Raw genomic sequence first — 26,516 nt, 5'->3', positions numbered from 1 at the left:
TGTCCAAAGGTTTATATAGCGTTGCACCTAAGACCGGAATTTTTTTTTTAAATCATTAGGAAAGGTTAAATGACCTTGTTCAAACTGTTGCTGCAAAAGCTGATAAGCGGTAACTAGCTCACGCTGAAGCATAGACCACACTATCCAAAACAGCAGCGTCATCAGCGTTGTCAACAATCCTGTCATCAATCCCGCACTTAAGTTAGCCCGGTCATTTAAGCGTTTTTTTACCACTAAAAAAGGTTGCCAAGTGATATACGCAATAATAAACGCCCATGCGATAATCAGAAAAAAATCGCGTAATACGGCGTAACTTAACAGCAACAAAGCAAACAAGAATAAGCTCGGAATAATGCTACGCATCGCGTTAGGCAACTGGTTTTCATTCATAAGCGCACCTACATTGAGTTAACGATGACAAACTTTAATACCATTTTAGCAGCTAAAACAAAACAATTCGGTTTACTTAGCATAAGCCTGATAATCTCCGCTTGCGCGACTCACACGCCTAAGCCCACCACACTAGCCGACATTGAACACATTATCGTTATTTACGCGGAAAATCGCAGCTTCGATCATCTATACGGCTTATTTCCTGGTGCTAACGGTATCGCCAACGCAACCAACGAACAGAAACTACAAATCGACCATAACGGCCAGCCACTGCCTTCATTACCTCCAATTTGGCTGATAAAGAGGGTGTTATGCAAACGATAGACGCTAAGTTACCCAACCAGCCGTTTAGAATCGATACACCACCCATTAATATGCCATTATCTAAACGCTCGCGTGATTTAGTGCACCGGTTTTATCAACATAAAGAACAAATTAATGGCGGGCGTAATAACCGCTTTGCCGCTGTTTCCGATGCAGGCGGCTTAACAATGGGCTATTACGACGGCTCTAAATTGCCACTTTGGCAATGGGCAAAAGACTATGTACTGGCCGATAACTTCTTTATGGGCGCCTTCGGTGGCTCATACTTAAATCATCAGTGGTTGATTTGCGCGTGCACGCCTGTCTTCGCGACCGCACCGTTTCACATGCGTGCGCAAATTGATGCTAATGGATTTTTAAAACGCAAACCCGATTCGCCCGAATCAGCACTGCAAGGTGCGCCTAAATTTTATGATGGCGCGCTTAGTCCCGATGGTTATACGGTGAATACAGTACAGCCAGCGTATCAACCGTCAGGTATTGCGCCCACAGTTAATGGCGATGCGCGCCTTGCTGACAACACAGTTAAACACCCACCTTTGCCACCACAAACGCAAACCACAATAGGCGATTTATTGTCGGACAAAGGTATTTCTTGGGCGTGGTATGCAGGCGGTTACCAACGCGCTTTAGCAGATGGTATGCAAACACCTGACAAAACTCGACAGGTGATATATACCGATGAGCCCGGCACGTTAAACTTCCAGCCCCATCACCAACCGTTTAATTATTACGCACGTTATGCTCCCGGTACTGTCGAACGTGAACAGCATTTACGCGATGGTGAAGAGTTCTTACAAGGCTTACAAAGCGGTCAACTGCCGCAAGTAGCATTTTACAAACCCACAGGCGATGTCAATCAGCATCCGGGTTATAGCGATGTGTTATCCGGCGATGCTCATATCGCGGATATTTTACAGAAAATTAAAACGAGTCCAGTTTGGTCAAACACCGTGGTCATCGTAGCTTATGATGAAAATGGCGGCTTTTGGGATCATGTGCCACCGCCAACAGGCGACCGTTTTGGCCCCGGCTCGCGCATTCCGGCCTTGATTATATCGCCATTTGCTAAACGGGGCGTTGTCGATCATACGCTGTATGACACGACATCAATTTTAAAATTAATTAGTAAGCGATTTGCCTTGACGCTGTTACCCGGCATTCGAGCGAACGCCGGGGATTTAACCAACGCTTTAGACTTGACGACTCATTAACCGCACGTGGTAGAGGTTTTAGCCGTATGACCGGCATCATCAGGATTAACAAACAGCCGAATAGACGCAGTGACCCTATCTTCATCGTAAGATGCTTTTGCAATTAATACACTAGGGTCGCTGACGCCATTTAAAATACCATCCGTATCGTTAAACTGATCGCGTCTAGCAGCTCTCGTCAAATAAGGCTCCGCTTCGTAGACTTTCTCTATTAACGCTTCGGTAAAGAAAATTTGTGTTTGATGCTCCGAGTCAACAGCACCGCTGTTATCAAAGGTGCGCACGTTACAATGGATATGAACCGTGCGCCCGGTATACCAACCCGGAAAAATCGTCTTAAACCGAACCACTCCACGTTTATTAGAGATTTGATACCCACGTAAAAAGGTTTCACCACAGGTATTGGCGATATTGTTCTTAACATCTGAATAATCACCATCGGCATTACAATGCCAAATATCGACTTGTGCATTCGGTAACGCTACGGGCTGACCTTCACTATCTAAAGTCATCACTCTAATGGTCAACACCACTAACTGCCCATCTTCAGCTTCCCGAATATCCGAACGTTTTAATTTTTCATCAACAAAATAGGGGCCTTCTGTGGTCGTTGGCGTTAATGCATAAGTCTTAGTTGCTGCATGACCTAAGCCTAAGCCACTAAAGGCAAAAGCTGTCATACCAGCTAACCGCCCACCAAACTTAAATAAATGCCTACGTGTTAATTTTTTTTCGATCGCTAAATTTGTCATCAATCGCTCCAGGGTAAGGCTTCCACAAGCTATAGGCTTATCGAAAGTTAACGTTATGTTTTAGTGCGGTAACAAGATAACAAGAATCTAGGTTAAGATGGGTTAAGAAATTGTAAAAATGAGTAAAGTATTGAAAAAATTATTCAATAGTGTGAATAAATACCAAATTACTCTAAGAGAGCAACCGATTTAACCTGCAACCAAAGCGATTGTCCTAATTGAATATTAAGCTCAGAAGCCGCACGCTTAGTTAAGCGCGCAATAAAAACCGATTCCCCGACACAAACCCTGACCAGCGCTAAACCTTCATGATGGTCATCACCAATCGCATCGACAACACCGAATAAAATATTTTGAATACTACTAAGACTAGGATGCTCTACCGCTAAACTGACATCTCTAGCCAAAACCCTAACCCTCAACGTTCTGCCTACACCAAAACCATGATGCCGCGTCCATAACGAACCACCGGCAAAATCCAATCGCGCTAACTGCCAGGCATCATCAATAGCCCCAATCGTAGCCGATAACACAACGCCAACATCCTCGCCTAAACTAATAGGCAAATCTAAGCGCGTTAAGACATTAAATAACCCACCTTCAGCTAATACCGTCCCCTGCTCTAAAACCACTAAATAATCCGCTAAACGCGCCACTTCATCGGGTGAATGGGTAACATAAATGACCGGTATTTCTAACTCATCATGTAAGCGTTCAAGGTAAGGCAAAATCTCATTTTTACGTTGTACATCCAACGCAGATAACGGCTCATCCATTAACAACAATTTAGGGTTTAACGCTAAAGCTCTTGCGATACCAACGCGTTGGCGCTCTCCTCCTGATAAACGCTCAGGTTTACGATTGAGCAAATGACCAATACCTAGTAAATCGATAACCGATGTTAAATCAGTGACTTTAGCGGATGGAATGCGCTGAATACCATAGCGTAGATTACCCAGCACCGTTAAATGTGGGAATAAATTCGCCTCTTGAAAAACATAGCCCAAAGGCCTTTTATGCGTAGGCAAACAATGTTGTGCATCTTGCCAACAATCACCGTTAACACTTAAAAAACCTGACGGGTCTTTTTCTAAACCGGCTAAGCAACGTAATAATGTCGTTTTACCCGAACCTGAATGGCCAAATAACGCCGTAACGCCGCGTCCTGGCAGGGTTAAATCAACATCTAACATAAACTCGCACCGCGCCAACCGGAAACGGGCAACAATGATTTTATTTTCTGCCATTAAAATTGCTTTTTAAGTCGGACACTATTCAGTACTAGCAATAGTAAAAATGAAAACAACAGCATAAAACCAGCAAGTTTATGTGCTTGCTGATACTCTAATGCTTCAACATAATCGAAAATTTGCACCGATACCACGCGCGTCTCTCCAGGGATATTACCTCCCACCATTAACACCACACCAAATTCACCGACAGTATGGGCAAACGTCAAAATACCCGCAGAAACAAAGCCAGGTAAAGCTAACGGCACAATGACGGTAAAAAAAGCGTCAAAAGACGAGGCTCGTAGCGTTGCGGCGGCCTCCAACGGTTTATCGCCTATGGACTCAAACGCCGCCTGCAAGGGCTGCACCATAAACGGTAGCGAATAAAACGCTGACACAATCACTAACCCTTCAAAAGTAAAAGGCAACGTTCCCCAATGCAAGCGTTGGGTTAAATAACCGATAACACCATTCGGCCCCATCGCAAGCAGCAAATAAAATCCTAATACTGACGGCGGTAATACAATCGGTAATGCCACGACCGCCGCTATAACACTTTTCCAACGTAGTTTTGTTCTTGCCAACCACCAAGCGATAGGGGTTGCAATCACGAATAACAACAACGTCACTATACTGGCTAAATACAACGTTAATGACAGCGCTTGCCAATCTTCATCAGTCAAACTCACGATAACATCCCAACGAATTAAATATATCTTGATATATATAACTATATAATGAAACTCAATTACCAGCAAATTACATGCCGACATTTAGTTTCAACAAAAAACATAAGCAATTGATTTATAATTTATTAATACAAATAACTTTACACATCATTTGTCATATTAGCGACACAAAACAAAACCCTAGCAATTAGATGTTTTTTATTAAGAAACAGTGTATTATCCAATTTCACCTAAAATAATAAGACATCGTCATCTGAGGAGGAGTTATGAGCAGTGTTATCGTATTGTTTATTGTCATGTTGGTTATTGCTGCAGCCGCATTTGCACCACTTGGCTTTTTTATTTACCGATTTAACCAAAACAGCGACCAGCCTTTAGGCGAAGTACAACACGGCGATCACCCGTCTGCCATCAACGATTTTGCCGAATCGGTTATTAAGTTTGTTCAAAGCCGTTTAGGCAAAAAATAAGACTTTACGATGCTTGCTCTTACGTTAGGGCAAGCATCCACACGTTGGACAAGCAGGATTTTTCTTAAAACGCATCGTAGTAATATCCATTACCAGGCCATCAATTAATAGCAGTCGTCCTGTTAATACTTCACCACTGTTTAGTAATAATTTCAGCGCTTCTAGGGCTTGGATACTACCAATAACACCGGTAATCGGCGCAATTACGCCATTGGTCGAACAGGTTTGCAACTCATCGCCTTGTTGTTGGTATAGACAGTTGTAACAAGGACTGTTGTTTCGCCCAGGTGTAAACACCGACACTTGTCCTTCAAAGCGAATCGCCGCCCCTGACACTAAAGGTGTTTGCGTCAATACACAAGCTCGATTCACGGCAAACCGAGTTGAAAAATTATCGCTACAATCTAACACCACGTCAGCGTTCATTACCGCTTGCGTGAGCGCCTCACCCTCTAAACGCTGTTTAACAGCGACCACATTAATATCAGGATTTAACTTATTTAGCGTAGCACGGCTTGAAATCGCTTTATCTATCCCTATATCAGGGGTGTGATGCGCAATCTGTCGCTGTAAGTTGGATAAATCAACCACATCGTCATCGTATATTGCAATCGTGCCCACCCCAGCGGCGGCTAAATACATGGATGCAGGTGAGCCTAATCCACCTGCCCCTACGATTAGCACCTGTGCAGCTAGCAGCTTTTGCTGCCCAAGCACATCGCACTGCGGCAACATAATTTGGCGGCTGTATCGTAATAATTGATCGTCGTTCATAAGCTCGTATGTGATAGCGATGGGTACTTGATGATGCCAAAGAACTTGACAGACTGCAAAACCTCATTATCATTAGCACTCATTACTAGCGAGTGCTAATAATTTTTCAACCTTGTTTAAACTTAGGAGAAATCAATGAAAATTCGTCCGTTACATGACAGAGTAATTGTCAAAACGTGTTGAAGAGGAAACCACTACCCCAGGCGGCATCGTTCTACCTGGTTCTGCCGCAGAAAAGCCAAGCCAAGGCATTGTTTTAGCAGTAGGCACTGGCAAACCACTGGACAACGGCAGTGTTCGCGCAATGCAAGTCAATGTTGGCGATAAAGTGTTATTCGGCAAATACGCAGGTAACGAAGTCAAAATCGATGGCGAAGAAATCATCGTTATGCGCGAAGAAGACATTATGGGCGTATTAGGCTAAGCCTACCCCGATCTCCACCGCTCACATTCAGATATTAAACATAAGGAATAAACAATGGCAGCAAAAGACGTATTATTTGGCGATGACGCGCGTTCACGCATGGCTCGCGGCGTAAACATTTTAGCCAACGCAGTAAAAGTAACTTTAGGCCCTAAAGGTCGTAATGCAATTTTAGATAAAAGCTTTGGCGCACCAACCATCACTAAAGACGGTGTATCAGTGGCTAAAGAAATCGAATTAAAAGATAAATTCGAAAATATGGGCGCACAAATGGTCAAAGAAGTTTCTTCCAAAACTTCTGACGTTGCAGGTGACGGCACAACCACTGCGACCGTATTAGCTCAAGCTATCGTAAACGAAGGCTTAAAAGCCGTCGCTGCGGGTATGAATCCAATGGACTTAAAACGCGGTATTGACTTAGCTGTCACTAAAGCCGTTGATGCTATCGTTGCCTCAGCCACACCTTGTGCAGATAACAAAGCCATTGCGCAAGTAGGCACCATCTCTGCAAACTCAGACGATTCAGTCGGTCAAATCATTGCTGAAGCGATGGAAAAAAAGTCGGTAAAGAAGGCGTTATTACCGTTGAAGAAGGCTCTGGTTTAGACAACCAATTAGACGTGGTTGAAGGTATGCAATTCGACCGTGGCTATTTATCACCTTACTTCATCAATAAACAAGAAAGCATGAGCGTAGAATTAGATGATCCAATGATCTTAATCTACGACAAAAAAATCTCTAACATTCGCGAAATGTTACCGGTATTAGAAGGCGTGGCTAAATCTGGTCGCCCATTATTAATCGTGGCTGAAGATGTTGAAGGCGAAGCGTTAGCAACTTTAGTGGTTAACACTATTCGCGGCATCGTAAAAGTTGCAGCAGTTAAAGCACCAGGTTTCGGTGACCGCCGTAAAGCCATGTTAGAAGATATTGCTGTATTAACCGGTGGTACAGTCATTTCTGAAGAAGTCGGCTTATCATTAGAAAAAGCTGATTTATCACAATTAGGTACAGCTAAACGCATTCAAATCACCAAAGAAAACACCACCATTATTGATGGCGCTGGTTCAGAAGATCACATCAAAGGCCGTGTTGCGCAAATCCGTGCCCAAATCGATGAAGCAACCTCTGATTATGATAAAGAAAAATTGCAAGAACGTTTGGCTAAATTAGCTGGCGGTGTTGCTGTTATCAAAGTCGGCGCAGCGACTGAAATCGAAATGAAAGAGAAAAAAAGCTCGTGTTGAAGATGCATTACACTCGACTCGTGCAGCCGTAGAAGAAGGCGTTGTTGCTGGCGGTGGCGTTGCGTTTGGTCCGTGCTTTATCAGCGATTAAAGGTTTAGAAGGCATTAACCACGACCAAACCGTAGGTATCAACATCTTACGCCGTGCGATGGAAGAGCCTTTACGTCAAATCGTAGCCAACGCAGGTGATGAGCCTTCTGTTGTGTTCAACGAAGTACAAAAAGGCACAGGTAGCTTCGGTTACAACGCAGCCACTGGTCAATACGGTGATATGATTGAAATGGGTATCTTAGACCCTGCTAAAGTAACTCGCACTGCATTACAAAATGCTGCGTCTGTTGCTGGCTTAATGTTAACCACTGAAGTCATGGTAGCCGATGCGCCAAGCGAAGAAAAAGCAGGCCACGGCATGGGTGACATGGGTGGCATGGGCGGAATGGGTGGCATGGGCGGCATGATGTAAGCCAACCCTGCCCTGTTAGTTCGCTAACTGGCTCAAAAGCCCGCCGTTGCCTTAGCAGCGGCGGGCTTTTTCATGTTAAGTATTTCAAATATCCGAGCATTCCTATCAGCAATAACAAAACTTTCAGCTAATATTCAGATTAAGCGCTTCATACTACGCCCATGTTAAACAAAACGTGCAGGTTTTTCGCACGCGTTTTCCTTACCCCTATCTATGAGGCTTATCATGGCGAATCAGATACAAGACGTAAACGATAGTAATATTATTGAAATAATGAACTCGGCGTTTAATCAGGAAAATTTTTACGGTGCCGAATACATTTTGGATGAATTAGCAAACAAAGTACCTGTAAAAACAAGTACGCCACCCCCGATAGATTGGTATGGCTTTTGGGATTTTCGCGGATGACAGTATTTAATATTTACCTTAGCTAAAAAGCCAATAGCTAAGGTGAATAAGTATCCAGACTACTGCTTGCTAGCTCTTGATACTGAACCAGTGCGTTAATAGATTAGGTATTACTCCTTGCTGCATGAGTAAAAACAATAGTGCAATCACTAAAATTACAATCAAACCGTATAAACGCCAAGGCTGTGCCTTTTCAGCAAATGGGTCTAATAACTGCCGTACTGAATTACTGGGCAATTTAGCAATATTGGTTAAATAGCCACCAAACGAAAGATTAATTAACGCTTTTGCGTTCACCGCCCAACCACTCGCATCTAGTAACGGCGCTAAATTACGCTGACGTAATTTTAACCAAGCCAGCAACATTGAAGGCCCTGAAATAACGAGCATTAAACCAATAATCGCTAGTGGCATTTGCCACCACGACAACGCTAAAAAACCACTGACCAACGAAGCAATCGCGGTTCCTATTGCTCCAATTGCCAAACCAATCGCAGCAAAAATACCAGCAAAGCGCGCAACATCAAAAGGCTGAGCCGGAGCTGCTACCGTCGCATCGGGCTTAATACTGGCACCCGCCACATTTTCAGCCGCTTTTGCTTGCTGCTCCTTATCTTTAGCCGCAGCAAATTTTTCGACTTGCTCGCCAATCATGCGTGATACCCGCTTATATGGCAACCAAAATGCTTGTTTAATACTAATAGGGTTATCGATAATTTTAACAATCGTCGCATCCCAATCTAAGCCATTTTTATCATAGAACACGCCGTTACGACCTAACATTAAATTGTCAGCGTCACCATTAGTTACCGCCGCAACAATATTCATTTTTTCAGCGCTACCTGGCCTTGTACATTCACAATAAATCAAATAAATACCACTTAATGCCGCCATCGCTGAATGTTTAGCAATATCATTAACACGTATGCACAAATGACAGCTTTTACCATCCACATACAACGTACCAATTTGAAAAATACTGTGCGAATCAATCGCGTAAAAATTATTTAAATTAACAAAATTATTCAATAAACAATTTAAGTCCCGGCAGAAAAATACCAGTTTTTTTACTGACTCTATTGCCTCTGCTTCAGGTGCTAATGCTAAATCTTGCGCTATTAAATCTAGCAAGACAGCATGTTGACCTTGATTAAGTACATACTTAATTCGATTAATGCCTAATATCTCTACGACACACCCTTGTTTTTCTTGTTGCCAAACCAGGTAATCGGTAAATTTTTCGTTAATTTCATGCCATTGTGCCTGCGTTAAAAAGGCAATATCTCCGTATAATGGCAGAACTAATTCTTGTTGAAACTGTGTTATTGCGTCCAACCAAGCCGGATTTAGGCCTGATTTCAACGGCAAATCGCGGTTTGCTGCAATCGTTGCCAAAGGCAATGTCATTAACTCATCGCGTTGCTCAGCTAAATTTTTTAAACCCAGTTGTTCATAGGTTAATACCGAGGGATTAAGCACCTCCCCCGCTTTATTATCATAGTCGGCTAATTGGCAACGGGTAAAATAATCGTCAACTTTCGCTTTAACTTGGGCATAACTACTAGCTGCTGTTTCGGTACTCTGATTAAAAGGCGCAATCCGCGCCGCATTTTCTTCGCCTAACGCCCACCAATCCGCATAAGCTTGCGCTTCAAGAAAAAACTGGTCTATTTTCTCTTGCGTGACGCCAGGCTCACCACAACGATCCAGCTCAGAGCCACAACAACTGATAATCTCCTCGATTAACTGCTTAACATCGTCGCTGTCAGCCGCTTTAACAGGAATAACACCATCACCATTAAACTGGGTATTCGCAAAAATTTTAGCCATATCGGCTAAGTCTTCTATCGTAATAAATAACGCATCAGGCTTATTTAAATTCTTTAAAATTTCTTGCGCCGATGCTAACAATTTAGCGCCTTCAGCATCAGTCTCTGCAATCGAGCTTAAATACAACTCTGACGTCCCTGATAATAATTCATTAGGGTCATTTAATACTTTTGTAGCCCATTGCACTGCCGCTATCACTTCAGGCACCCGAATTCTGCCATCCTGATCCACATCTAAATAATTCAAGGTTTCCTGGGCAATCTGCAAACCTTGCGCCGGACAACTTAGTACGGCCCATAGTTTTTGATCTAATTCAGGTAATGCTAATAAATCATCCGTATGATGGAGCTGCACTTGATCAAAACCACCAAGGCGATTAAATAGCCATTGATGTTTCGCCGTTTTTAACTGCTCTGAAAAAACCATAGACCTGAATCTCCGAAAATTATTTTAGAATAATGAATACACTAGATTTTAGTCATAACAAGCCTTTCATGCTAGGCTAAATTGAATTTGCTATAGGAATGAGTTATGGACACATTAAATCAAATCACTGCCACATTAGCGCTTACTATGGGTATTGCATGGACTAGCGGAATTAATTTATACGCAACGCTACTTGCACTTGGATTACTCGCACAAAGCGGTAACTTAACGCTACCGCAAGACTTACAAGTTTTAGCTAACCCTCTAGTCATTCTGGCAGCTGGATTTATGTATTTTATTGAATTTTTCGCGGATAAAACGCCAGGTGTCGATACCGCTTGGGATAGTTTACATACGTTTATCCGCATACCCGCAGGTGCCATGTTAGCAGCTGGCGCAATTGGTGATTTAAATCCAGCCGTTGAGCTGGCTGCTGCTATTGTAGGTGGAGGACTGGCTGCAAGCACACATATAACAAAAGCTGGCACGCGTATTTTAATCAACACCTCACCAGAACCGGTTAGTAATTGGCTTGCATCGATTAGCGAAGATATTGCCGTTATCATGGCAATTTGGGCATGTGTTCAACACCCTTTAGTATTTTTAATCGCTTTAGGTTTAATTATTATACTGATGGCTTGGTGGTTACCACATATTTGGACTGCCATAAAAAAACTTTTTTTGCCGCCATAAGCCGTTTGTTTCAACATCAACCAACGAGTCCATCTTAATTTTAAACACTCATCTCTTGACTATTTCACTAATATCGGGTCTAATAGCCGTCTTTTTGCAGGTTCGCCCAGGTAGCTCAGTCGGTAGAGCAAAGGACTGAAAATCCTTGTGTCGACAGTTCGATTCTGTCCCTGGGCACCATTCATATCTAATTAGAAAAAGCCCAGGTAGCTCAGTCGGTAGAGCAAAGGACTGAAAATCCTTGTGTCGACAGTTCGATTCTGTCCCTGGGCACCATTGAATTTTCTACCCATCAACCAGCCGAAAGCTGGCAACCAGCCAAGCTGGTTTTTTTATGCCTAAAGCTACAGCGCTTCACGAGTATCCACTATCAAAGATGGGTTAAACTGATAAATCAATCTGCTGTATCGTATTAACCGAACCCTCTTCGCTTACCCATACACTACTCGCTCTAACAAGACCTAAGGTTTGATTAGAACTATCTTTAATCGCAAAAGGTGTTGAGGTCGCTTTTAAATAAATCGCTCCTATCCCTAATGCCGATAAGCTGCTTAATTTACCATTACCATCTGTAGTATCAGTCCACACTTTTAACTGTTGAAACTTAGCATCGTTTTCATCCAACCACGCATCATGGTTTTCGTCTAACTGCGCTAATTCGCTAAAACCGTTGCCAGTATTTGGACCAAATAGCTCGCTACCATTATTAATAGTACCATCAACATTTTTATCAAACACTAGAAAGCCAGAACCACTGACAGGTGCATTAACCCGTTCAGTTAGACCATCGGAATTCAAATCAAAGGCGAACGTCTGATCACTTAATTGCGCAGCTGTGCCGTTAAAATTGATAATTAACGGATCGGTGACAATAGGGTCACCCCAATGCAAATGCGTGACATTAGATTGATAATATTCACGCTGCATAGACAAAGTTAAATCAAACGCTATTTCTTTACCATCAGCGGTTTTAATCACGCCATTACTTTGAAAAACCGTTTGTTCGACTTCGTGATAACTGACTTCTTTAGTGTAATCAATGCTATAACCAACACGTTCAGATTGAGGCGACTCCGAGTGATTAGACGTTGATATAGCATGAGAAGTAGAAACCTGAGCAAAGGAAGACTGTTGCAAGTCACCGACATTGAATAGCTTCAATTTTTGCCCAGTCATTTTTTCTAACAACGTGAGCAGCAATTGGATTTTTGGATCATCGACCTCAGCATTTAACGTTGTTTCTGAAACCGACGATTCAGGCAATCTATGCTGTGCGGCCTCGCTTAACGTAATTTGCACCCCTGAAGCTGTCGACCTAGGGGTAGCAGGTGGCTGTATCGTCACGCGCAAATTTTTCTTGTACGCTGTGCTGCTCGCGTTTGAAATGGTTTGCTTGAGCCGTTAAGGAATAATTTGTGATTTTCATTACAACCTCCTGCTTTACAATAAGTGCTTTATCGGCCAGCAAGAGGTTTTCTTTACCCGTTATTTCAGCTTACCTTGCTTGGCTTCCAACAACACTAGCGGTGTTGACAGCACAGCAATTGAAGCTACCCAAAGCAACAATTGGCTATTAGTCAGCGTAAATATCAACGCCAAGCCTAAACGGTTAATAGTGTTAGGATAATCGGCAACCAAATCCCTGCTAATAAAAAATGCCCACGTTTCGCCGACAATCAGCGCCAGCACCGTTGCTAACAAGCAATAGCCTAATAGCTTCTGCTGTTCCGGTTTAGTTGAAGCAAAACCTGTTAACGCGGTTAAATTTAACAATCGCCAGCGCTGTTTATGCTCAACCTTCGCCGCCACCCACGTACACAGCATTAAAGACAGCATTCCACCCACTAGCAATAAATAGGTTACGGTAGGATAGCTAATATAGCGGCCATTAATCGCCAAACACAAGGTTTTATAAATAGCAAAACCAATCGCTAATAAATACATAGACTGGAAATATTTAGCTAGCTCAGCATTAACAGCAGCACCGGTTAACACTTGATAACTTCGATATAGAGCAACGGCCGCCATAGCTAGCGAAATTAACGAAACCAATACAGCAAAGCCGCGCTGCCAATCGCTATAGCTCGTAACCCATAAAAACTGCGACTGCTTAACCCAAGCCACTAATAACACCTGCACTAAGACCAGCCAGAGTACGGCTTGCCAATCTGGCAGCGGGTATAACGCCTGACGCATAGCCACCGCAAGCAATAAAAAAATCACCAGTGCCGGTGCGATATTGATTAACCAATCAGGGTCTTCATAAACCAGGCCCGTTAAAGGAAAGACTTGCTCTCTATCGACCGATAATAAGCCCCAATTCGCACCAACCACACCCTCTAACTCGCTTTTCCACGGTTGATTAATCGCTTCGACAATGTTGTAGTCAAACTGGTTAGCATTAGCGACTTGTATTAAACCACGAATAAATTTCGCTTCATTAATAACACTAGGAACAGCCCAGCCCCGCTGCTTACCTGCACTAGGCCATCCTGATTCACCGATTAAAATAGGCTTATTAGGCGCAATGCTTTCAGCTTCTTTTTGGACATGTTGATAAATCTTCTCGATATGTTTAGGCGCAACCTCAACTGCAATTGGCTCATCTTCCCAGTAAGGCAAAATATGAATCGTAATATAATCAACTTCTTTAATCAGCTCAGGGTATTTCATATACATAGACCATACATCAGCATACGAAACCGGCTGCTTCACTTCACGCTTCACGGCGCGAATATACTCAATTAACGCTTCGGGCTTTAAATCGCCGCGCAATAAAACTTCATTGCCGACAATGACGCGTTTAACAACATCGGGATTAGCATTAGCCGAACGAATTAATTCGTTAATTTCTAACTCATTACCCTTTTTAATGCCACCTAACCATGCACCTTGTATCATGGTTAAGCCATATTTTCTCGCTAACGCAGGAATTTCTGGCATCGTGCCTTCTGCACTGGCGTAAGTTCTAATCGAGTGGGTTTGCTTGCTTAATAAATGCAAATCCTGCTCTATTTCTTGCTTGCTAGGAAACTTACCATCCATAGGACTTTGGCCTTCGCGGAATGGCGCATACGATAAGCTGTTTAGCTTGCCTTGTGGTACATCAATGCCTACTGATTGTGGCAAATTAAATAACCAGGACAATAACAAAACGCTAAAGCTTATAAACAAAACACTTGAGTAATACTTCATTTCAGCACAGTCAAATTAAAATTAAAGTGATCACGTTTTATTATTTTAAACAATAACCTAACACTAAAAAGAGCCGCCAAACAGCAAAAGAATAGCACCAGGGTGCGCGTTGCGCACCCTGGCTAATCGATTTTAGTTTTTAGATTTATCAACGATTTGGTTCGCTTTAATCCAAGGCATCATGCTACGCAAGCGCGCACCGACAACTTCGATAGGATGTTCAGCCATTAACCGACGTCTTGCCGTCATTTCAGGATAGCTAGTCATCCCTTCAGCAATAAAGCGTTTTGCATATTCACCGTTACGGATATTCGCTAACGCTTCGCGCATGGCTTGACGGCTTTGTTCGTTAATAACTTTAGGGCCGGTCACATATTCGCCATACTCAGCGTTATTAGAAATCGAGTAATTCATGTTGCAATACCGCCTTCATACATTAAATCAACGATGAGTTTTAACTCATGCAAACACTCAAAATACGCCATTTCTGGCGCATATCCGGCTTCCACTAAGGTCTCAAAACCGGCTTTAATTAACTCGACCGCACCACCGCATAACACCGCTTGCTCGCCGAATAAATCGGTTTCCGCTTCATCACGGAATGTAGTTTCAATAATACCTGAACGACCGCCACCAATCGCTGAGGCATACGATAAACAAATTGCTTTCGCCATGCCTGAGGCATCTTGTTGTACCGCGATTAAATCAGGAACGCCACCGCCTCTAACGAACTCAGAGCGCACGGTATGACCCGGTGCTTTAGGTGCAATCATAATCACATCTAAATCAGGGCGTGGTACGACTTGGTTAAATAAAATTGAAAAGCCATGCGCAAATGCTAATGCAGCGCCTTGCTTAATATTAGGCAAAATTTCAGACTTATATAACTGAGCTTGAAATTCGTCCGGTGTCAGTATCATGACGATGTCAGCCGAGGCAACCGCATCTGCGACTTCTTGCACAGCTAAACCAGCGCCTTGTGCTTTAGCAACTGATGGCGAGCCTGCTCTTAAACCGACCACAACCTCTACGCCTGAATCGCGTAAATTTAAAGCATGCGCATGTCCTTGCGAACCATAACCGATAATCGCGACTTTTTTAGCTTGAATAATGGATAAATCGGCGTCTTTGTCATAATAAACTTGCATGTTTTTCCTGTATTACTGTAATAAAGTTAAGGTAAGTGATAATTATAAATGTAAGCCTTTCTCACCACGTGAAATACCGGTAGGTCCTGAACGAACAACTTCTATAATTGCTTCAGGCTCTACGGCGGCAACAAAGGCATCTAATTTGTCTGAAGGACCTGTTACCTCCACCACATAGGTTGTCGGGGTCACATCTAAAATTTTACCGCGAAAAATATCCGCTAAGCTTCTGACTTCGCTGCGATTATGGTCATTAGTTTTAATTTTTACCATCATGAGCTCGCGCTCGATATGCTCCGACTCAGCTAAGTCAATGAGTTTAACCACATCGATAAGCTTGTTCAATTGCTTAGTGATTTGCTCAATCACATCGTCGCTGCCGCTGGTGACTAATGTCATTCTCGATAAACTCGGGTCTTCAGTCACTGCAACTGCTAACGACTCGATATTATAACCGCGTGCCGAAAACAATCCGGCTACTCTGGATAACGCACCGGATTCATTCTCAATTAAGATAGAAATAATATGTCTCATCACGCTAACTCCCTGTCGGTAGACGTGCCTGGCGCTACTCTTAGCTTCATGTCGTGATGACCTTTACCCGCTTCAATCATCGGATAAACATTTTCCGTTCTATCAGTAATAATATCTAAAAACACGGTGCGATCTTTTAATGCAAAGGCTTTCTCTAAAGCTGGTCTAAGTTCTTCAGGCTTTTCTACCCGTATACCGACATGACCATACGCTTCAGCTAACAAAACAAATTCGGGTATTGTATCCATATAAGAATGCGAATAGCGACTTTCATAAGAAAACTCTTGCCATTGCCGTACCATGCCCATATAGCGGTTATTTAAGTTAATAATTTTAATCGGCGTTTTATACTGTAACGCCGTCGATAACTCTTGTATGCACATTTGAATACTGGCTTCACCGGTGACACACGCGACATCAGCGTCAGGAAATGCGAGCTTAACACCAATCGCAGCAGGTAAGCCAAAGCCATTGTGCCTAATCCACCTGAATTAATCCAACGTCTAGGCTTGTCAAAGCGATAAAATTGTGCTGCCCACATTTGATGCTGACCAACGTCAGACGTCACATAAGCCTCGCCACGCGTAACCTCATAAAGTTGCTCTATGACAAATTGCGGTTTAATGAGTGGACTGTTACGATCATATTCTAAACATTGCAAGCCGCGCCATTCCTCAATTTGCGCCCACCATGCAGACAAAGCCGACATATCCGGCTTATGTTTGGAGTCTTTCAACAGTTCTATCATTTGCTGTAAAACCGGTTTAACCTCACCGACGATAGGAATATCGACTTTAACCGTTTTAGAAATCGACGCAGGGTCAATATCAATGTGAATAATCTTGGCGTGAGGACAAAATAAATCCAATTTGCCCGTTACCCTATCGTCAAAGCGCGCGCCAATCGCAATTATTAAATCGCTTTCGTGCATCGTCATATTAGCTTCATAGGTGCCGTGCATCCCTAACATGCCAATAAACTGCTTATCATTAGCAGGATAGGCACCTAAACCCATCAACGTATTAGTCACCGGAAAGCCTAATAACCGGCTAAACTCGACTAACTCTTCAGATGCCTCACCTAATACCACACCGCCACCGGAATAAATAACCGGTTTTTTCGCTGTTAACAACAATTCAACAGCGCGTTTAATCTGACCTTTATGACCGGAAACGGCGGGGTTATATGAACGTATTGAAACCTTTTTAGGATATTTATAAGGGACTTTAATTCTTGGGTCGGTAATGTCTTTAGGAATATCAACCACGACGGGACCAGGCCTGCCGGTTGTCGCGACATAAAACGCTTTTTTAACCGTTTCAGCAATTTTATTAACATCTTTAACCAAGAAATTATGCTTTACGCAGGGCCGACTAATACCCACCATATCGACTTCTTGAAACGCATCGCTACCAATGACAGACGATGGTACTTGCCCGGAAATAACCACCATAGGGATGGAATCCATATAAGCCGTCGCGATACCGGTAATCGCATTGGTTGCGCCAGGTCCTGAAGTGACTAAGACGACACCAGGCTTACCGGTCGCGCGCGCATAACCGTCGGCGGCATGAGTCGCGCCTTGCTCGTGTCTCACTAAAATATGCTTAACCGCGTCTTGCTTAAAAAGTGCATCATACAGATGCAACACCGCACCGCCGGGATAGCCAAAAATATATTCTACGCCCTCGTCTTTAAGGCTTTGGACGAGAATCTCTGCGCCGCTTAACTCCACGTTCACCTCGATTGTGATTCAAAACTATAATTATTTTGACAACTCAGAGACATAGAATCGTAGATTCGACCGTGCTATAAAACTCGCTTTAAACGCCTGTTCATCAACAACCTGACAGGAATGCAACCTCTGAGCGTCTTTTTGACAGTGTTAACATTAACCGCTGTAACCGGACATTCTACTAGGTTCTAGGCAAAATTGTAATAATCGATTGTTTTTGTAGGTGATAAAGCGAGTTTATTTGTTAGCGTAAAAACAGCCTTATTATTTTAAGGTTATCAACTTAAGACGGGTGAGGTCATTTCATCGCTCCCACGCTCTAGCGTGGGAGCGTAGCCAGGACGCTCTGCGTCTCGTTTCACACCGCCAGAGCGGTTGCAGCGCATTCCCACGCAGAGCGTGGGAACGATGAATCCCTGTTGCCGACATCTGAAACCACAAGAATGTGGTGAATGCAGAAAAACGCCGGGAGCAGTTTTCTGTCGCTCTACCCCCCTGTCCCACCCTAAGTGTGTAGCCTATTTTAAGGTTTCGGTTTGACCTATATTTAATAGCTTCTCATTCAAAGCTTGTTGATGAGCACTCACTTCATCGTTATCCGTAGCAGCGGGCGTAAGCGCACTTAAATCAGTAACATAAACATTGTCAAAGCGGTGAACGGTAGGGAATGGCTGGCCTGTGTAACCGACTAAGCCGATTCGACCGGCTGGCAATGGCGCCGCATCAGTAAATTTGTAAACTAATTTGTTGTTAACATAAAACTTTAACACCGAACCTTTAGCAACAACGCGAATACGATTGCCTTTAGTATCGCACCGAAGCGCATCAGAAGGCGTCCAAGGCTGAATATTCTCGTACACGCCATTGGTTAATTTAATGACGTTATAGCCTGATGGCAAAACACCATTACATTCTGCACTAAAGCCAAACGCATAACCACTGCCCTTCTCAATACCGGCAAGATGATAAAAATCTGGCGTAGCACGCACAAGTACATAAGCAGCATAGACATCGTTATTTCTAGCCGAGACGCGAAAGTCTAAATCTTTATACTCAGCACCGGCATAGGTAGAAACCATAACCGTATCATTTTCCGCATCACTCGCTTGATAAAACCGATTAGTCGTCGAGCGCCCTTTTATTTGCCACTGCCCAGACGTTTGGGCTTCCCAATCCTGTGCTAACCCATCTTCGAAATCTTCTTCATAATCGACCGCATAAGCAACTTGCGCGGCCATTAACGAAAACATAAACCCAATCAGATACTTACTTATTTGCATAACATCTCCTAAAAAAAGAATTAACTTAAGTTATGTAAGGTTTTCCCTACACCCATGTAAGGCATCACTGTCAGCCGAATCTGTGTTAAATTCAGCCTTGTCTGATAGTCAATACAGACCGACACCCCTACAATTAACCCAACATTTCAATTCACGACAAAGCTTAGGGTCTACGTGTTTAAACGTTTTATTGTGCGGTAGGGGCGTACGATGCATAAACCAACAATCATGCAACGTGAGCCAATAACAGTAAACATCACACCCAAAACAGCACAGTCAAATAAGACTAGGAACGGCTTAGTGTATTTTATGATTACCTATCTTTTTATACTCATCATAACCGCAGTCGCATCTGGCGCTTTAGGCTGGTGGTTGGCTATACGTCACGTTAAACCACAACCGTTGAATACCAACAAATTGACCTCAGACGTGCCAAACGCCGAACAAGACGCCAACATAGCCCCACAACTCAATCCAGAATTTAATGTTGAGTTAACAAAACACGTGCAAGCCGCTAAACAACAAACGGATACCTTAAACTTGTTAAACCAACGTATTAACAATGTGTTAAAAACCGTTGACTACCTACAGCAACAACAACAAAGCATTGACAAGCTAGAACCGATGATAGCGAATTACATCGCTAGCATTGAAACCTTCAGCCGCAGGCTCACACCTATTTGGGCTGCGCAAGTCGAATCCTCTCGTGCCCAAATGGATACCGCCATCGTAGAACTCACTGGTCAATTCGATGCCATTGTTAAACAATTAGACGAATTACTCAGCAAATCCCGCACAAATTTAAGCAATGGCAACGACACGATTTTAGTTTCTAGTCGCGAACGCTTAAGTACCGTGATTATGAATTTGGATTTAGCGTTAACCAACAAACAGCACATGCTCGCGCAAATTCACGGTTTATTAGACTTTGTTGAAGAAATGAAAGACATGTCACAACAAGTGGTAGCGATTGCTCATCAAACCAACTTATTAGCGCTTAATGCCGCTATAGAAGCAGCAAGAGCTGGCGATGCGGGTCGGGGTTTTGCCGTCGTTGCCGATGAAGTCAGAAAATTATCCAAAAACTCAGCCGCAACAGGCAAAGACATCACAAGCAAAGTTGATCAAATCAATGAAGCCATTATTGAAGCACTAGCAGCAGTTGAGTTAAACGCCGAGCAAGACGCAGGGGCTGTTATGAAAGCGAATACAAGTCTGCAAGAAGTTATGGATGCATTAGAACAAGTATTTACCGGACTGAAACTCAACACCGATGCGATGGGCGTCAACGCACGTCAAATCCAGACAGAAATCGGCGAAGCGTTAATGCATTTTCAGTTTCAAGACCGGCTCAATCAAGTGTTATCACATGTAAGAGATAGTATTAACCAATTCCCTAACTATCTCGAACATAGCCATCAAGACGGTGTGCTAAACCTAAAACCACTAGCCATTGACACCTTGCTAGTCGAATTAGAAAAAAGCTATGCGATGAAAGCTGAACGCCATGCCCATCAAGCTGCGCAAGCATTGGCAAATCAAGATGATGAAATCACTTTTTTTTTAAGCCATGTCTAAAACCATCTTAATCATCGACGACTCAGCCAGCATCCGGCAAAGCACCCAAAGTGCGCTGCAAGATGCCGGTTATCACGTCATAGAAGCTATCGATGGTCAAGATGGGCTGAAGCAACTCAATGGTCAAAAAATTCATTTAATCATTTCCGCCGTCAACATGCCGCAAATGGACGGCATTACCTTTATGCAGGAAGCCAAAAAACGCCCTTTATACCAATTTACCCCTGTCATCATGTTAACCACTGAATCAAACCAAAATCTGCCACCGCATTATTCATCAACCAATGCCAAAGCCTGGCTGACCAAACCTTTTAGACCTGCGCAAATGGTAGCCGCAGTGACCAAACTTATCATGCCTTAGCCACACAGGTAACGCTTATGGATACTTACAGCCTAGAAGGTGAATTAACGATTTTTACCGCCGCGCAGCTCAAACCAGAGTTATTAAATTTTCTGCATTCGAGCACCGCGCCAGAATTAAACCTCAGCGCCGTCACCGAATGTGATACAGCTGGCTTACAACTCCTTATTTTATTAAAACGAGAAGCCACTCTAACAGGCAAATCTATTAGCTTTATGATGCACAGCAAGGCGGTCATTGAAGTGCTTGAATTAGCGCGGTTAACCAGCCAATTTGGTGACCCAATCGTACTAGCCCACAGTTAAGGAGCCACAAGCGATGAGTTTTGAATTAGACGATGACATGAAAGCTGCGCTAGTCACTTTTATTCAGGAAAGCGTAGAACTCTTACAAGAGCTAGAAGACCGACTAATGATACTAAGCGGCCAAGATTCTAGCGATGACGACATTCAGGCCATTTTTCGGTGCGCCCACACAATTAAAGGCACGGCAGGTTTATTCGGCTTAGACGCTATTGTGCGCTTCACCCATATTATGGAAAACGTGTTAGACCGAGTGCGTAAACACGAGTTAGATATTAACCCTGATTTAATAGGGCTATTGCTAAAAAGCGGCGACCATTTACGCGTCTTAGTCGATGCCGCTAGTCACGGACGTGAAACCACTTCACCTGAGCAACTTGCGCTGGGCGAATACTTATTAAACCAACTCAAAAGTTATCAAAATACCTTAGAGCTGCCAAAGACTTCAGCGAATACGCAACACAAGGTAGAAACCATTAACACGCCACAAAGTGCATCGGGCAATTGGTTATTATTTTTACAATTCAACGAGCATTGTTTACGGGATGGCATGGACCCACTCGCCTTTATCCGTTACTTAACCACGTTAGGGGATATTGTTGAATTATCGACCTTCGCGCATAACATGCCCGATGCCGAACACATGGATCCTGAAACCAATTATCTAAGCTTTGAAATTATCTTAAGCAGCAACGCTGATAAAGAAACCATTGCCGCTGCTTTTGAGTTTGTCCGCGAAGGCAGTGTCATACACATCATCCCGCTAGAGCATCGCATCCCTTACTATGTCGAGCTGATTAACTCGCTAAGCCCAGAAGACGCTAAGCTAGGCGAACTACTGATTAAATGCGGCGTAATAACCCAACACGAATTAGACCAAGGGCTTAATACACAAAGCACCGATACGACAGCGAATAAACCCATAGGTGAAATCCTGGTCGAACAACGCGTCGTACAACAACCTATTGTCAACGCCGCATTAACAAAACAAAAAGACCTGAAAGAGCAAAAAGCTAGAGAAAACCGTAGCATACGCATCGATGCCGAGCGCTTAGACAAACTTATCGATTTAATCGGCGAACTGGTCATTTCCACGTCAGTCGCCACGCTCAGCGCCAAACAAGTGCGTAGCGTTGCGTTACACGAAGCCCATGCCCATGTTAATAGCTTGGTCGAGGCGGTTAGAAGCAGCGCGTTACAACTGCGCATGGTGGCGATAGGCACGGTATTTAGCCGATTCCAACGCGTGGTTTATGACATTAGTAAAGAACTCAATAAAGACATTAAATTAGTCATTAACGGCGCTGAAACCGAAGTCGATAAATCCGTGGTCGAGAAAATCAGCGACCCATTGACCCACATGGTCAGAAACGCGATGGATCACGGCATAGAAACTGCTGCTGTGCGGTTAGCGCGCGGTAAACCAGAGCAAGGCACCGTCAAACTTAATGCGTACCACAGTTCGGGTAGTATCGTCATTGAAGTCAGCGACGACGGTAACGGTTTAGACAAAGATAAAATCCTAAGTACCGCGATTAATCGGGGCTTAATCCCCCCTGGCACCGAGTTAACCGAACAAGAAATTTATGCACTTATCTTTGAGCCCGGCTTTTCCACCGCAACACAAATCTCAAATTTATCAGGAAGAGGCGTCGGCATGGATGTCGTCAAGCGCAATATTCACGACTTACGTGGCGCAATTAAAATCAATAGTGAAATCGGTTTAGGAACAACCATAGAAATTCACTTACCGCTGACGCTGGCGATAATCAATGGTTTTTTAACTAAAGTCGGCGATATTTCCTACATTATCCCACTAGACCGCGTCATTGAATGCCTGGAGTTACCGACCAATGAACAACACGATTACATGGAATTACGCGGTGAAGTGCTGCCGTTTATTCGTTTACGCGAAGTATTCAACAACACAGGCCCCATCAGCAAACGTCAAAACGTCATCGTCGTCGAGCATTTAGGCTTAAAAGCAGGCTTAGTAGTCGATAGGCTATTAGGTGAATTACAAACCGTTATCAAACCCTTAGGCGAATTATTCAGCCATGTACAAGGCGTCAACGGCTCGACGATTTTAGGCAGTGGCGAAGTCGCTCTCATCATCGATGTCGCCACACTGCTAGCCCAACAAGAAAAACTCATGCAAGCCAGCCTGACCTCAGCGCTCGCCCACATTAACTAAATCCTTACTTTCTCTACTAGGAGGTCACTATGACCGTCGCTCAACGCTTATTACTCATCGCAGCCGCATCTGTTATCGGTTTAATCACGATGACGCTATTAACTTACTTCCAAATCAATCAAGTATTTGACAAATCAAGCTATGCCGCGATTAACACCGTGCCCAGCTATCAAAAACTGGTTGATATACAACGAGAACTCGCTGATTTACGCGAGCGTAGCTTATTTCATGTCATTATCACCGATGAAACCGCTATGCGCGATACAGCGGAAAAAATCCAGCAAGCTCGCAATAATTTAGACAAACAAATCAAAAACTATGAGACCAATGCTTGTCAAAACATTAGCTGTATTGCCGATAGCAAAGAACAGCAATTATTTGAGGCGATAAAAAATAAAGTCATTGCTTATGATATTCCACGCTTAAAAGTCTTTACTTTATCGCAGCAAAATCAAACCAAAGACGCCGAAATGGTGATTCGTCAAGAGGTTATGCCTGCATTAGCCGACTTACAACAAGCGTTTAAAGATGAAATGGATTATAACGTTGAACTCGCTAACAATGGCTTTAATCAAGGCGCAGATGCTAAACAAAGCGCGGTTTTATTATCGCTCATCATTGCCAGCATCATCATTATCATCGTCAGCATCACCAGCTATTTGATTGCCAAAAAATTAATCCAGCAATTAGGTGGTGAGCCTGATACTGTCGCTGGCATTGCCAACAAAATTGCCGTTGGCGACTTAAGCAGTCAGATAAGCTTAAAAACTGGCGATACCAGCAGTATCATGGCCGCCATGCAACACATGAGCAACACCATTAAACAATTACTCGCTGAGATGAACCACATGGCTAGCGAACACGAAAAAGGCGATATCGATGTCGTCGTCGATACCGGGCTATTTCAAGGCGATTTTAAAACCATGGCGCAAGGCGTTAACGACATGGTCGGCGCCCATATTGCCGTCAAGAAAAAAGCGATAACGGTATTTAAACAATTCGGTCAAGGTGATTTCGATGCAACTATGGAACAACTACCCGGTAAAAAAGCCTTTATCAACGAAACCATAGAACTCGTGCGTAGCAATTTAAAACAAGTCATCGCTGAAATGGACAACATGAGCCGTCAACATGAATTAGGCGATATCGACGTCTTCGTAGACACCAGTCAATTCCAAGGTGGTTTAAACATGGCGCAAGGCGTTAACGACATGGTCGGTGCCCATATTGCCGTCAAGAAAAAAGCCATGGCCGTATTTAAACAATTCGGCCAAGGCGATTTCAGCGCCACGATGGAACAACTACCCGGCAAAAAAGCGTTTATTAATGAAGCCATTGAGTTAGTGCGCGGTAATCTAAAAGCCGTGATGACAGATACTGACCGCTTAATCGAAGCCGCTAACGCCGGCCAACTCAATGAGCGTGCCGATGCCAGCCAGCATCAAGGCGACTACCGTCGCTTAATTCAAGGCATTAACCAACTGTTAGACGGCATTGTTTTACCACTCACTGAAGTTGCTAATGTGCTAAGTGCCGTCGAGCAAGGCGATTTAACCCAAACCGTCAAAGGCCATTACCAAGGCCAGTTAGCGGAATTTAAAGAGACAGTTAACAACACGATTTCTAAACTGTCACAAACTATTGCTGAAGTTATTAATGCCACTGGTCAAATCGGTAATGCGTCAGAACAAATCAGCGCAACCTCAGAATCACTGTCACAAGCTGCCAGCGAACAAGCGGCTGGCGTCGAGGAAACCAGTGCTAGTATCGAACAAATGTCTGCCAGCATTAACCAAAACGCCGAGAATGCCAAAGTTACCGATGCTATGGCGGGTAAAGCAGCGACTGAAGCCAATACGGGTGGTGCAGCGGTTAAGCAAACCGTTACTGCGATGAAAGATATTGCCGATAAAATCGGCATCATCGACGATATAGCCTACCAAACCAACATGTTGGCCTTAAACGCCGCGATAGAAGCCGCACGCGCCGGTGATCATGGTAAAGGGTTTGCAGTAGTCGCCGCTGAAGTACGCAAACTAGCTGAACGTAGCCAAGTCGCCGCACAAGAAATCAGTGAACTGGCCGGTACTAGCGTAAAAACTGCAGAAGACGCAGGGCATTTACTCGACTCTATCGTACCTAGCATTACTAAAACCTCAGATTTAGTACAAGAAATCGCAGCAGCGTCCCAAGAACAGTCCGCAGGCGTTGGGCAAATCAATTCAGCGATGAATCAAATGAATCAAATTACCCAACAAAATGCATCGGCGAGTGAACAATTAGCCGCGACCGCCGAGGAAATGAGTGCGCAAGTACAACAATTACAAAATCTGATGCAATTTTTCAAAATTGGCTTAGACTCAGACATACCCTCAACACGAGCGCTGAAAACCGTAATAAAAATGGAAACTAAAAAAATCTAACCCATCTTATCGGGGCAACAGAACCGCGACGAGTCCAGTTGAACTCAGTCAATTTGAGCGTTTTTAGTTGATAGCTCACTTTAGGTTTTCAGGAGCTTTTTGAAGCTGACGCCGAAAAAAGCTTCAAACGCTGTTGCTGTGGAGGTGGAGTGCAAACCTGACTGCCCATAGCCTAAGCTATCTTGGAGTACAAAGCTTGCTTTGTACTATAGTTTAAAACGCGTGTGGGCCATGCACTTTAGACGGGGCAATCCTAAGTAGGGACAGGACGTTTAGAGAGCAGGTGTTGGCAGCAGGGATGCTGCCACCAAGCCTACAGGGATGTATTTACGGCGTCCTCGGCAACTGCTCCTGCGTTGCCCTACTACACGCCATCCCTGGCGTTATGCGCTCTGAATGTCCTGTCCCTACTTAAGTTGGTACGCC

The 26,516-nt window shown here is 43.7% G+C and carries 20 protein-coding genes, 2 tRNA genes and 4 pseudogenes; 14 read left to right on the top strand and 12 right to left on the bottom strand.

All coding sequences use genetic code 11. The annotated features are described in order from the left end of the window. Positions 1 to 27 precede the first annotated feature (27 nt). Positions 28 to 390, bottom strand: a complete 363-nt coding sequence (locus VZ94_RS13130; RefSeq protein ID WP_045779568.1) for a hypothetical protein — start codon at positions 388 to 390, stop codon at positions 28 to 30. 24 nt (positions 391 to 414) lie between these two features. On the opposite strand from VZ94_RS13130, the gene VZ94_RS29080 reads away from it, so the two are divergent. Together VZ94_RS29080 and acpA are read left to right on the top strand one after the other, a co-directional pair. Then, positions 415 to 717: an alkaline phosphatase family protein gene (locus tag VZ94_RS29080; RefSeq protein WP_239649916.1), complete on the top strand. Its 303-nt coding sequence runs from the start codon at positions 415 to 417 to the stop codon at positions 715 to 717. Continuing rightward, the gene (gene acpA, locus VZ94_RS13125; RefSeq protein ID WP_239649915.1) at positions 705 to 1,931 is read left to right on the top strand and encodes an acid phosphatase; all 1,227 of its coding nucleotides are present in this window, start codon (positions 705 to 707) and stop codon (positions 1,929 to 1,931) included. The genes VZ94_RS29080 and acpA overlap by 13 nt, the downstream gene beginning before the upstream one ends. Here acpA and VZ94_RS13120 read toward each other — a convergent pair. From VZ94_RS13120 to modB, 3 genes are all read right to left on the bottom strand, one after another. Beyond that, on the bottom strand, positions 1,928 to 2,683 hold the full coding sequence (locus VZ94_RS13120; protein ID WP_052700522.1) for a dioxygenase family protein: 756 nt from the start codon (positions 2,681 to 2,683) through the stop codon (positions 1,928 to 1,930). The genes acpA and VZ94_RS13120 overlap by 4 nt on opposite strands. Positions 2,684 to 2,850: 167 nt before the next feature. Further along, positions 2,851 to 3,930 (bottom strand): molybdenum ABC transporter ATP-binding protein, encoded by a 1,080-nt coding sequence (gene modC, locus VZ94_RS13115; protein ID WP_045779567.1) that lies wholly within the window; start codon positions 3,928 to 3,930, stop codon positions 2,851 to 2,853. After that, positions 3,930 to 4,604, bottom strand: a complete 675-nt coding sequence (gene modB / locus VZ94_RS13110; protein ID WP_045779571.1) for a molybdate ABC transporter permease subunit — start codon at positions 4,602 to 4,604, stop codon at positions 3,930 to 3,932. The genes modC and modB overlap by 1 nt, the downstream gene beginning before the upstream one ends. 266 nt (positions 4,605 to 4,870) lie before the next feature. On the opposite strand from modB, the gene VZ94_RS13105 reads away from it, so the two are divergent. After that, complete coding sequence (locus VZ94_RS13105) at positions 4,871 to 5,074, top strand: hypothetical protein (RefSeq protein WP_045779566.1); 204 nt, start codon at positions 4,871 to 4,873, stop codon at positions 5,072 to 5,074. 24 nt (positions 5,075 to 5,098) lie between these two features. Here the strand turns inward: VZ94_RS13105 and VZ94_RS13100 are convergent, their stop codons facing one another. Next, the gene (locus tag VZ94_RS13100) at positions 5,099 to 5,848 is read right to left on the bottom strand and encodes a HesA/MoeB/ThiF family protein (RefSeq protein ID WP_045779565.1); all 750 of its coding nucleotides are present in this window, start codon (positions 5,846 to 5,848) and stop codon (positions 5,099 to 5,101) included. Between the two features lie 135 nt (positions 5,849 to 5,983). On the opposite strand from VZ94_RS13100, the pseudogene VZ94_RS13095 reads away from it, so the two are divergent. From VZ94_RS13095 to VZ94_RS13085, 3 genes and pseudogenes are all read left to right on the top strand, one after another. Then, positions 5,984 to 6,272: pseudogene (locus VZ94_RS13095) on the top strand (co-chaperone GroES). A gap of 54 nt (positions 6,273 to 6,326) precedes the next feature. Next, positions 6,327 to 7,983 (top strand): annotated as a pseudogene (gene groL, locus VZ94_RS13090) (chaperonin GroEL). A 225-nt stretch (positions 7,984 to 8,208) separates the two neighbouring features. Beyond that, positions 8,209 to 8,391: a hypothetical protein gene (locus VZ94_RS13085; RefSeq protein WP_045779564.1), complete on the top strand. Its 183-nt coding sequence runs from the start codon at positions 8,209 to 8,211 to the stop codon at positions 8,389 to 8,391. A gap of 69 nt (positions 8,392 to 8,460) precedes the next feature. On the opposite strand, the gene VZ94_RS13080 is transcribed toward VZ94_RS13085, so the two are convergent. Beyond that, entirely contained in the window at positions 8,461 to 10,647 is a 2,187-nt protein-coding gene (locus VZ94_RS13080; protein WP_045779563.1) for a hypothetical protein, read from the bottom strand. A gap of 105 nt (positions 10,648 to 10,752) precedes the next feature. On the opposite strand from VZ94_RS13080, the gene VZ94_RS13075 reads away from it, so the two are divergent. The 3 genes from VZ94_RS13075 to VZ94_RS13065 all read left to right on the top strand — a co-directional run bounded on the left by VZ94_RS13075 (position 10,753) and on the right by VZ94_RS13065 (position 11,616). Continuing rightward, entirely contained in the window at positions 10,753 to 11,340 is a 588-nt protein-coding gene (locus tag VZ94_RS13075; protein ID WP_045779562.1) for a DUF4126 domain-containing protein, read from the top strand. Positions 11,341 to 11,444: 104 nt separating this feature from the next. Then, positions 11,445 to 11,520: transfer RNA gene (locus tag VZ94_RS13070), tRNA-Phe, on the top strand. A gap of 20 nt (positions 11,521 to 11,540) precedes the next feature. Then, positions 11,541 to 11,616: transfer RNA gene (locus VZ94_RS13065), tRNA-Phe, on the top strand. A 105-nt stretch (positions 11,617 to 11,721) separates the two neighbouring features. Here the strand turns inward: VZ94_RS13065 and VZ94_RS13060 are convergent. The 6 genes and pseudogenes from VZ94_RS13060 to VZ94_RS13035 form a co-directional block, all read right to left on the bottom strand. Continuing rightward, entirely contained in the window at positions 11,722 to 12,639 is a 918-nt protein-coding gene (locus tag VZ94_RS13060) for an SPM autocatalytic domain-containing protein (protein WP_052700521.1), read from the bottom strand. Between the two features lie 186 nt (positions 12,640 to 12,825). Then, entirely contained in the window at positions 12,826 to 14,487 is a 1,662-nt protein-coding gene (locus VZ94_RS13055) for a glycoside hydrolase family 17 protein (RefSeq protein WP_239649914.1), read from the bottom strand. 180 nt (positions 14,488 to 14,667) lie between these two features. Beyond that, a pseudogene (gene ilvC / locus VZ94_RS13050) lies at positions 14,668 to 15,683 on the bottom strand (ketol-acid reductoisomerase). A 42-nt stretch (positions 15,684 to 15,725) separates the two neighbouring features. Beyond that, entirely contained in the window at positions 15,726 to 16,217 is a 492-nt protein-coding gene (gene ilvN / locus VZ94_RS13045; RefSeq protein WP_045779560.1) for an acetolactate synthase small subunit, read from the bottom strand. Beyond that, positions 16,217 to 17,952: pseudogene (locus tag VZ94_RS13040) on the bottom strand (acetolactate synthase 3 large subunit). Before VZ94_RS13040 ends, ilvN begins: the two are co-directional and overlap by 1 nt. A gap of 518 nt (positions 17,953 to 18,470) precedes the next feature. Then, a complete protein-coding gene (locus VZ94_RS13035; protein WP_131655556.1) occupies positions 18,471 to 19,232 on the bottom strand; it encodes a LamG domain-containing protein in 762 nt (253 codons plus the stop codon). A 210-nt stretch (positions 19,233 to 19,442) separates the two neighbouring features. Between VZ94_RS13035 and VZ94_RS30780 the strand changes: the two genes are divergently transcribed. The 5 genes from VZ94_RS30780 to VZ94_RS13010 are packed head-to-tail and all read left to right on the top strand — an operon-like array spanning position 19,443 to position 26,090. Next, positions 19,443 to 20,810, top strand: coding sequence for a methyl-accepting chemotaxis protein (locus tag VZ94_RS30780; protein ID WP_082081637.1), 1,368 nt, complete (start codon positions 19,443 to 19,445; stop codon positions 20,808 to 20,810). Continuing rightward, positions 20,803 to 21,171, top strand: coding sequence for a response regulator (locus tag VZ94_RS13025; protein ID WP_045779558.1), 369 nt, complete (start codon positions 20,803 to 20,805; stop codon positions 21,169 to 21,171). The genes VZ94_RS30780 and VZ94_RS13025 overlap by 8 nt, the downstream gene beginning before the upstream one ends. Positions 21,172 to 21,188: 17 nt before the next feature. Next, positions 21,189 to 21,476: an STAS domain-containing protein gene (locus VZ94_RS13020; RefSeq protein ID WP_045779557.1), complete on the top strand. Its 288-nt coding sequence runs from the start codon at positions 21,189 to 21,191 to the stop codon at positions 21,474 to 21,476. A gap of 13 nt (positions 21,477 to 21,489) precedes the next feature. Beyond that, the gene (locus VZ94_RS13015; RefSeq protein ID WP_045779556.1) at positions 21,490 to 23,667 is read left to right on the top strand and encodes a chemotaxis protein CheA; all 2,178 of its coding nucleotides are present in this window, start codon (positions 21,490 to 21,492) and stop codon (positions 23,665 to 23,667) included. 29 nt (positions 23,668 to 23,696) lie between these two features. Beyond that, entirely contained in the window at positions 23,697 to 26,090 is a 2,394-nt protein-coding gene (locus tag VZ94_RS13010; RefSeq protein ID WP_045779555.1) for a methyl-accepting chemotaxis protein, read from the top strand. Positions 26,091 to 26,516 lie beyond the last annotated feature (426 nt).

The sequence above is a fragment of the Methylocucumis oryzae genome (assembly GCF_000963695.1).
GTDB lineage: Bacteria > Pseudomonadota > Gammaproteobacteria > Methylococcales > Methylomonadaceae > Methylovulum > Methylovulum oryzae.
The sequence above is the reverse complement of the archived record's forward strand: the minus strand, read 5'-3'. Positions and strand labels throughout refer to the sequence as shown.

What these genes read in the sequence shown, in the direction of transcription:
- VZ94_RS13080 (WP_045779563.1), bottom strand. Translation starts at nt 10,647, where the DNA reads ATGGTTTTTTCAGAGCAGTTAAAAACGGCGAAACATCAATGGCTATTT.
- VZ94_RS13015 (WP_045779556.1), top strand. Translation starts at nt 21,490, where the DNA reads ATGAGTTTTGAATTAGACGATGACATGAAAGCTGCGCTAGTCACTTTT.
- VZ94_RS13100 (WP_045779565.1), bottom strand. Translation starts at nt 5,848, where the DNA reads ATGAACGACGATCAATTATTACGATACAGCCGCCAAATTATGTTGCCG.
- acpA (WP_239649915.1), top strand. Translation starts at nt 705, where the DNA reads ATGCAAACGATAGACGCTAAGTTACCCAACCAGCCGTTTAGAATCGAT.
- VZ94_RS29080 (WP_239649916.1), top strand. Translation starts at nt 415, where the DNA reads ATGACAAACTTTAATACCATTTTAGCAGCTAAAACAAAACAATTCGGT.
- ilvN (WP_045779560.1), bottom strand. Translation starts at nt 16,217, where the DNA reads ATGAGACATATTATTTCTATCTTAATTGAGAATGAATCCGGTGCGTTA.
- VZ94_RS13075 (WP_045779562.1), top strand. Translation starts at nt 10,753, where the DNA reads ATGGACACATTAAATCAAATCACTGCCACATTAGCGCTTACTATGGGT.
- VZ94_RS13105 (WP_045779566.1), top strand. Translation starts at nt 4,871, where the DNA reads ATGAGCAGTGTTATCGTATTGTTTATTGTCATGTTGGTTATTGCTGCA.
- VZ94_RS13025 (WP_045779558.1), top strand. Translation starts at nt 20,803, where the DNA reads ATGTCTAAAACCATCTTAATCATCGACGACTCAGCCAGCATCCGGCAA.
- VZ94_RS13085 (WP_045779564.1), top strand. Translation starts at nt 8,209, where the DNA reads ATGGCGAATCAGATACAAGACGTAAACGATAGTAATATTATTGAAATA.
- modC (WP_045779567.1), bottom strand. Translation starts at nt 3,930, where the DNA reads ATGGCAGAAAATAAAATCATTGTTGCCCGTTTCCGGTTGGCGCGGTGC.
- VZ94_RS13035 (WP_131655556.1), bottom strand. Translation starts at nt 19,232, where the DNA reads ATGCAAATAAGTAAGTATCTGATTGGGTTTATGTTTTCGTTAATGGCC.
- VZ94_RS13020 (WP_045779557.1), top strand. Translation starts at nt 21,189, where the DNA reads ATGGATACTTACAGCCTAGAAGGTGAATTAACGATTTTTACCGCCGCG.
- VZ94_RS13010 (WP_045779555.1), top strand. Translation starts at nt 23,697, where the DNA reads ATGACCGTCGCTCAACGCTTATTACTCATCGCAGCCGCATCTGTTATC.
- VZ94_RS13130 (WP_045779568.1), bottom strand. Translation starts at nt 390, where the DNA reads ATGAATGAAAACCAGTTGCCTAACGCGATGCGTAGCATTATTCCGAGC.
- VZ94_RS30780 (WP_082081637.1), top strand. Translation starts at nt 19,443, where the DNA reads ATGCATAAACCAACAATCATGCAACGTGAGCCAATAACAGTAAACATC.
- VZ94_RS13120 (WP_052700522.1), bottom strand. Translation starts at nt 2,683, where the DNA reads ATGACAAATTTAGCGATCGAAAAAAAATTAACACGTAGGCATTTATTT.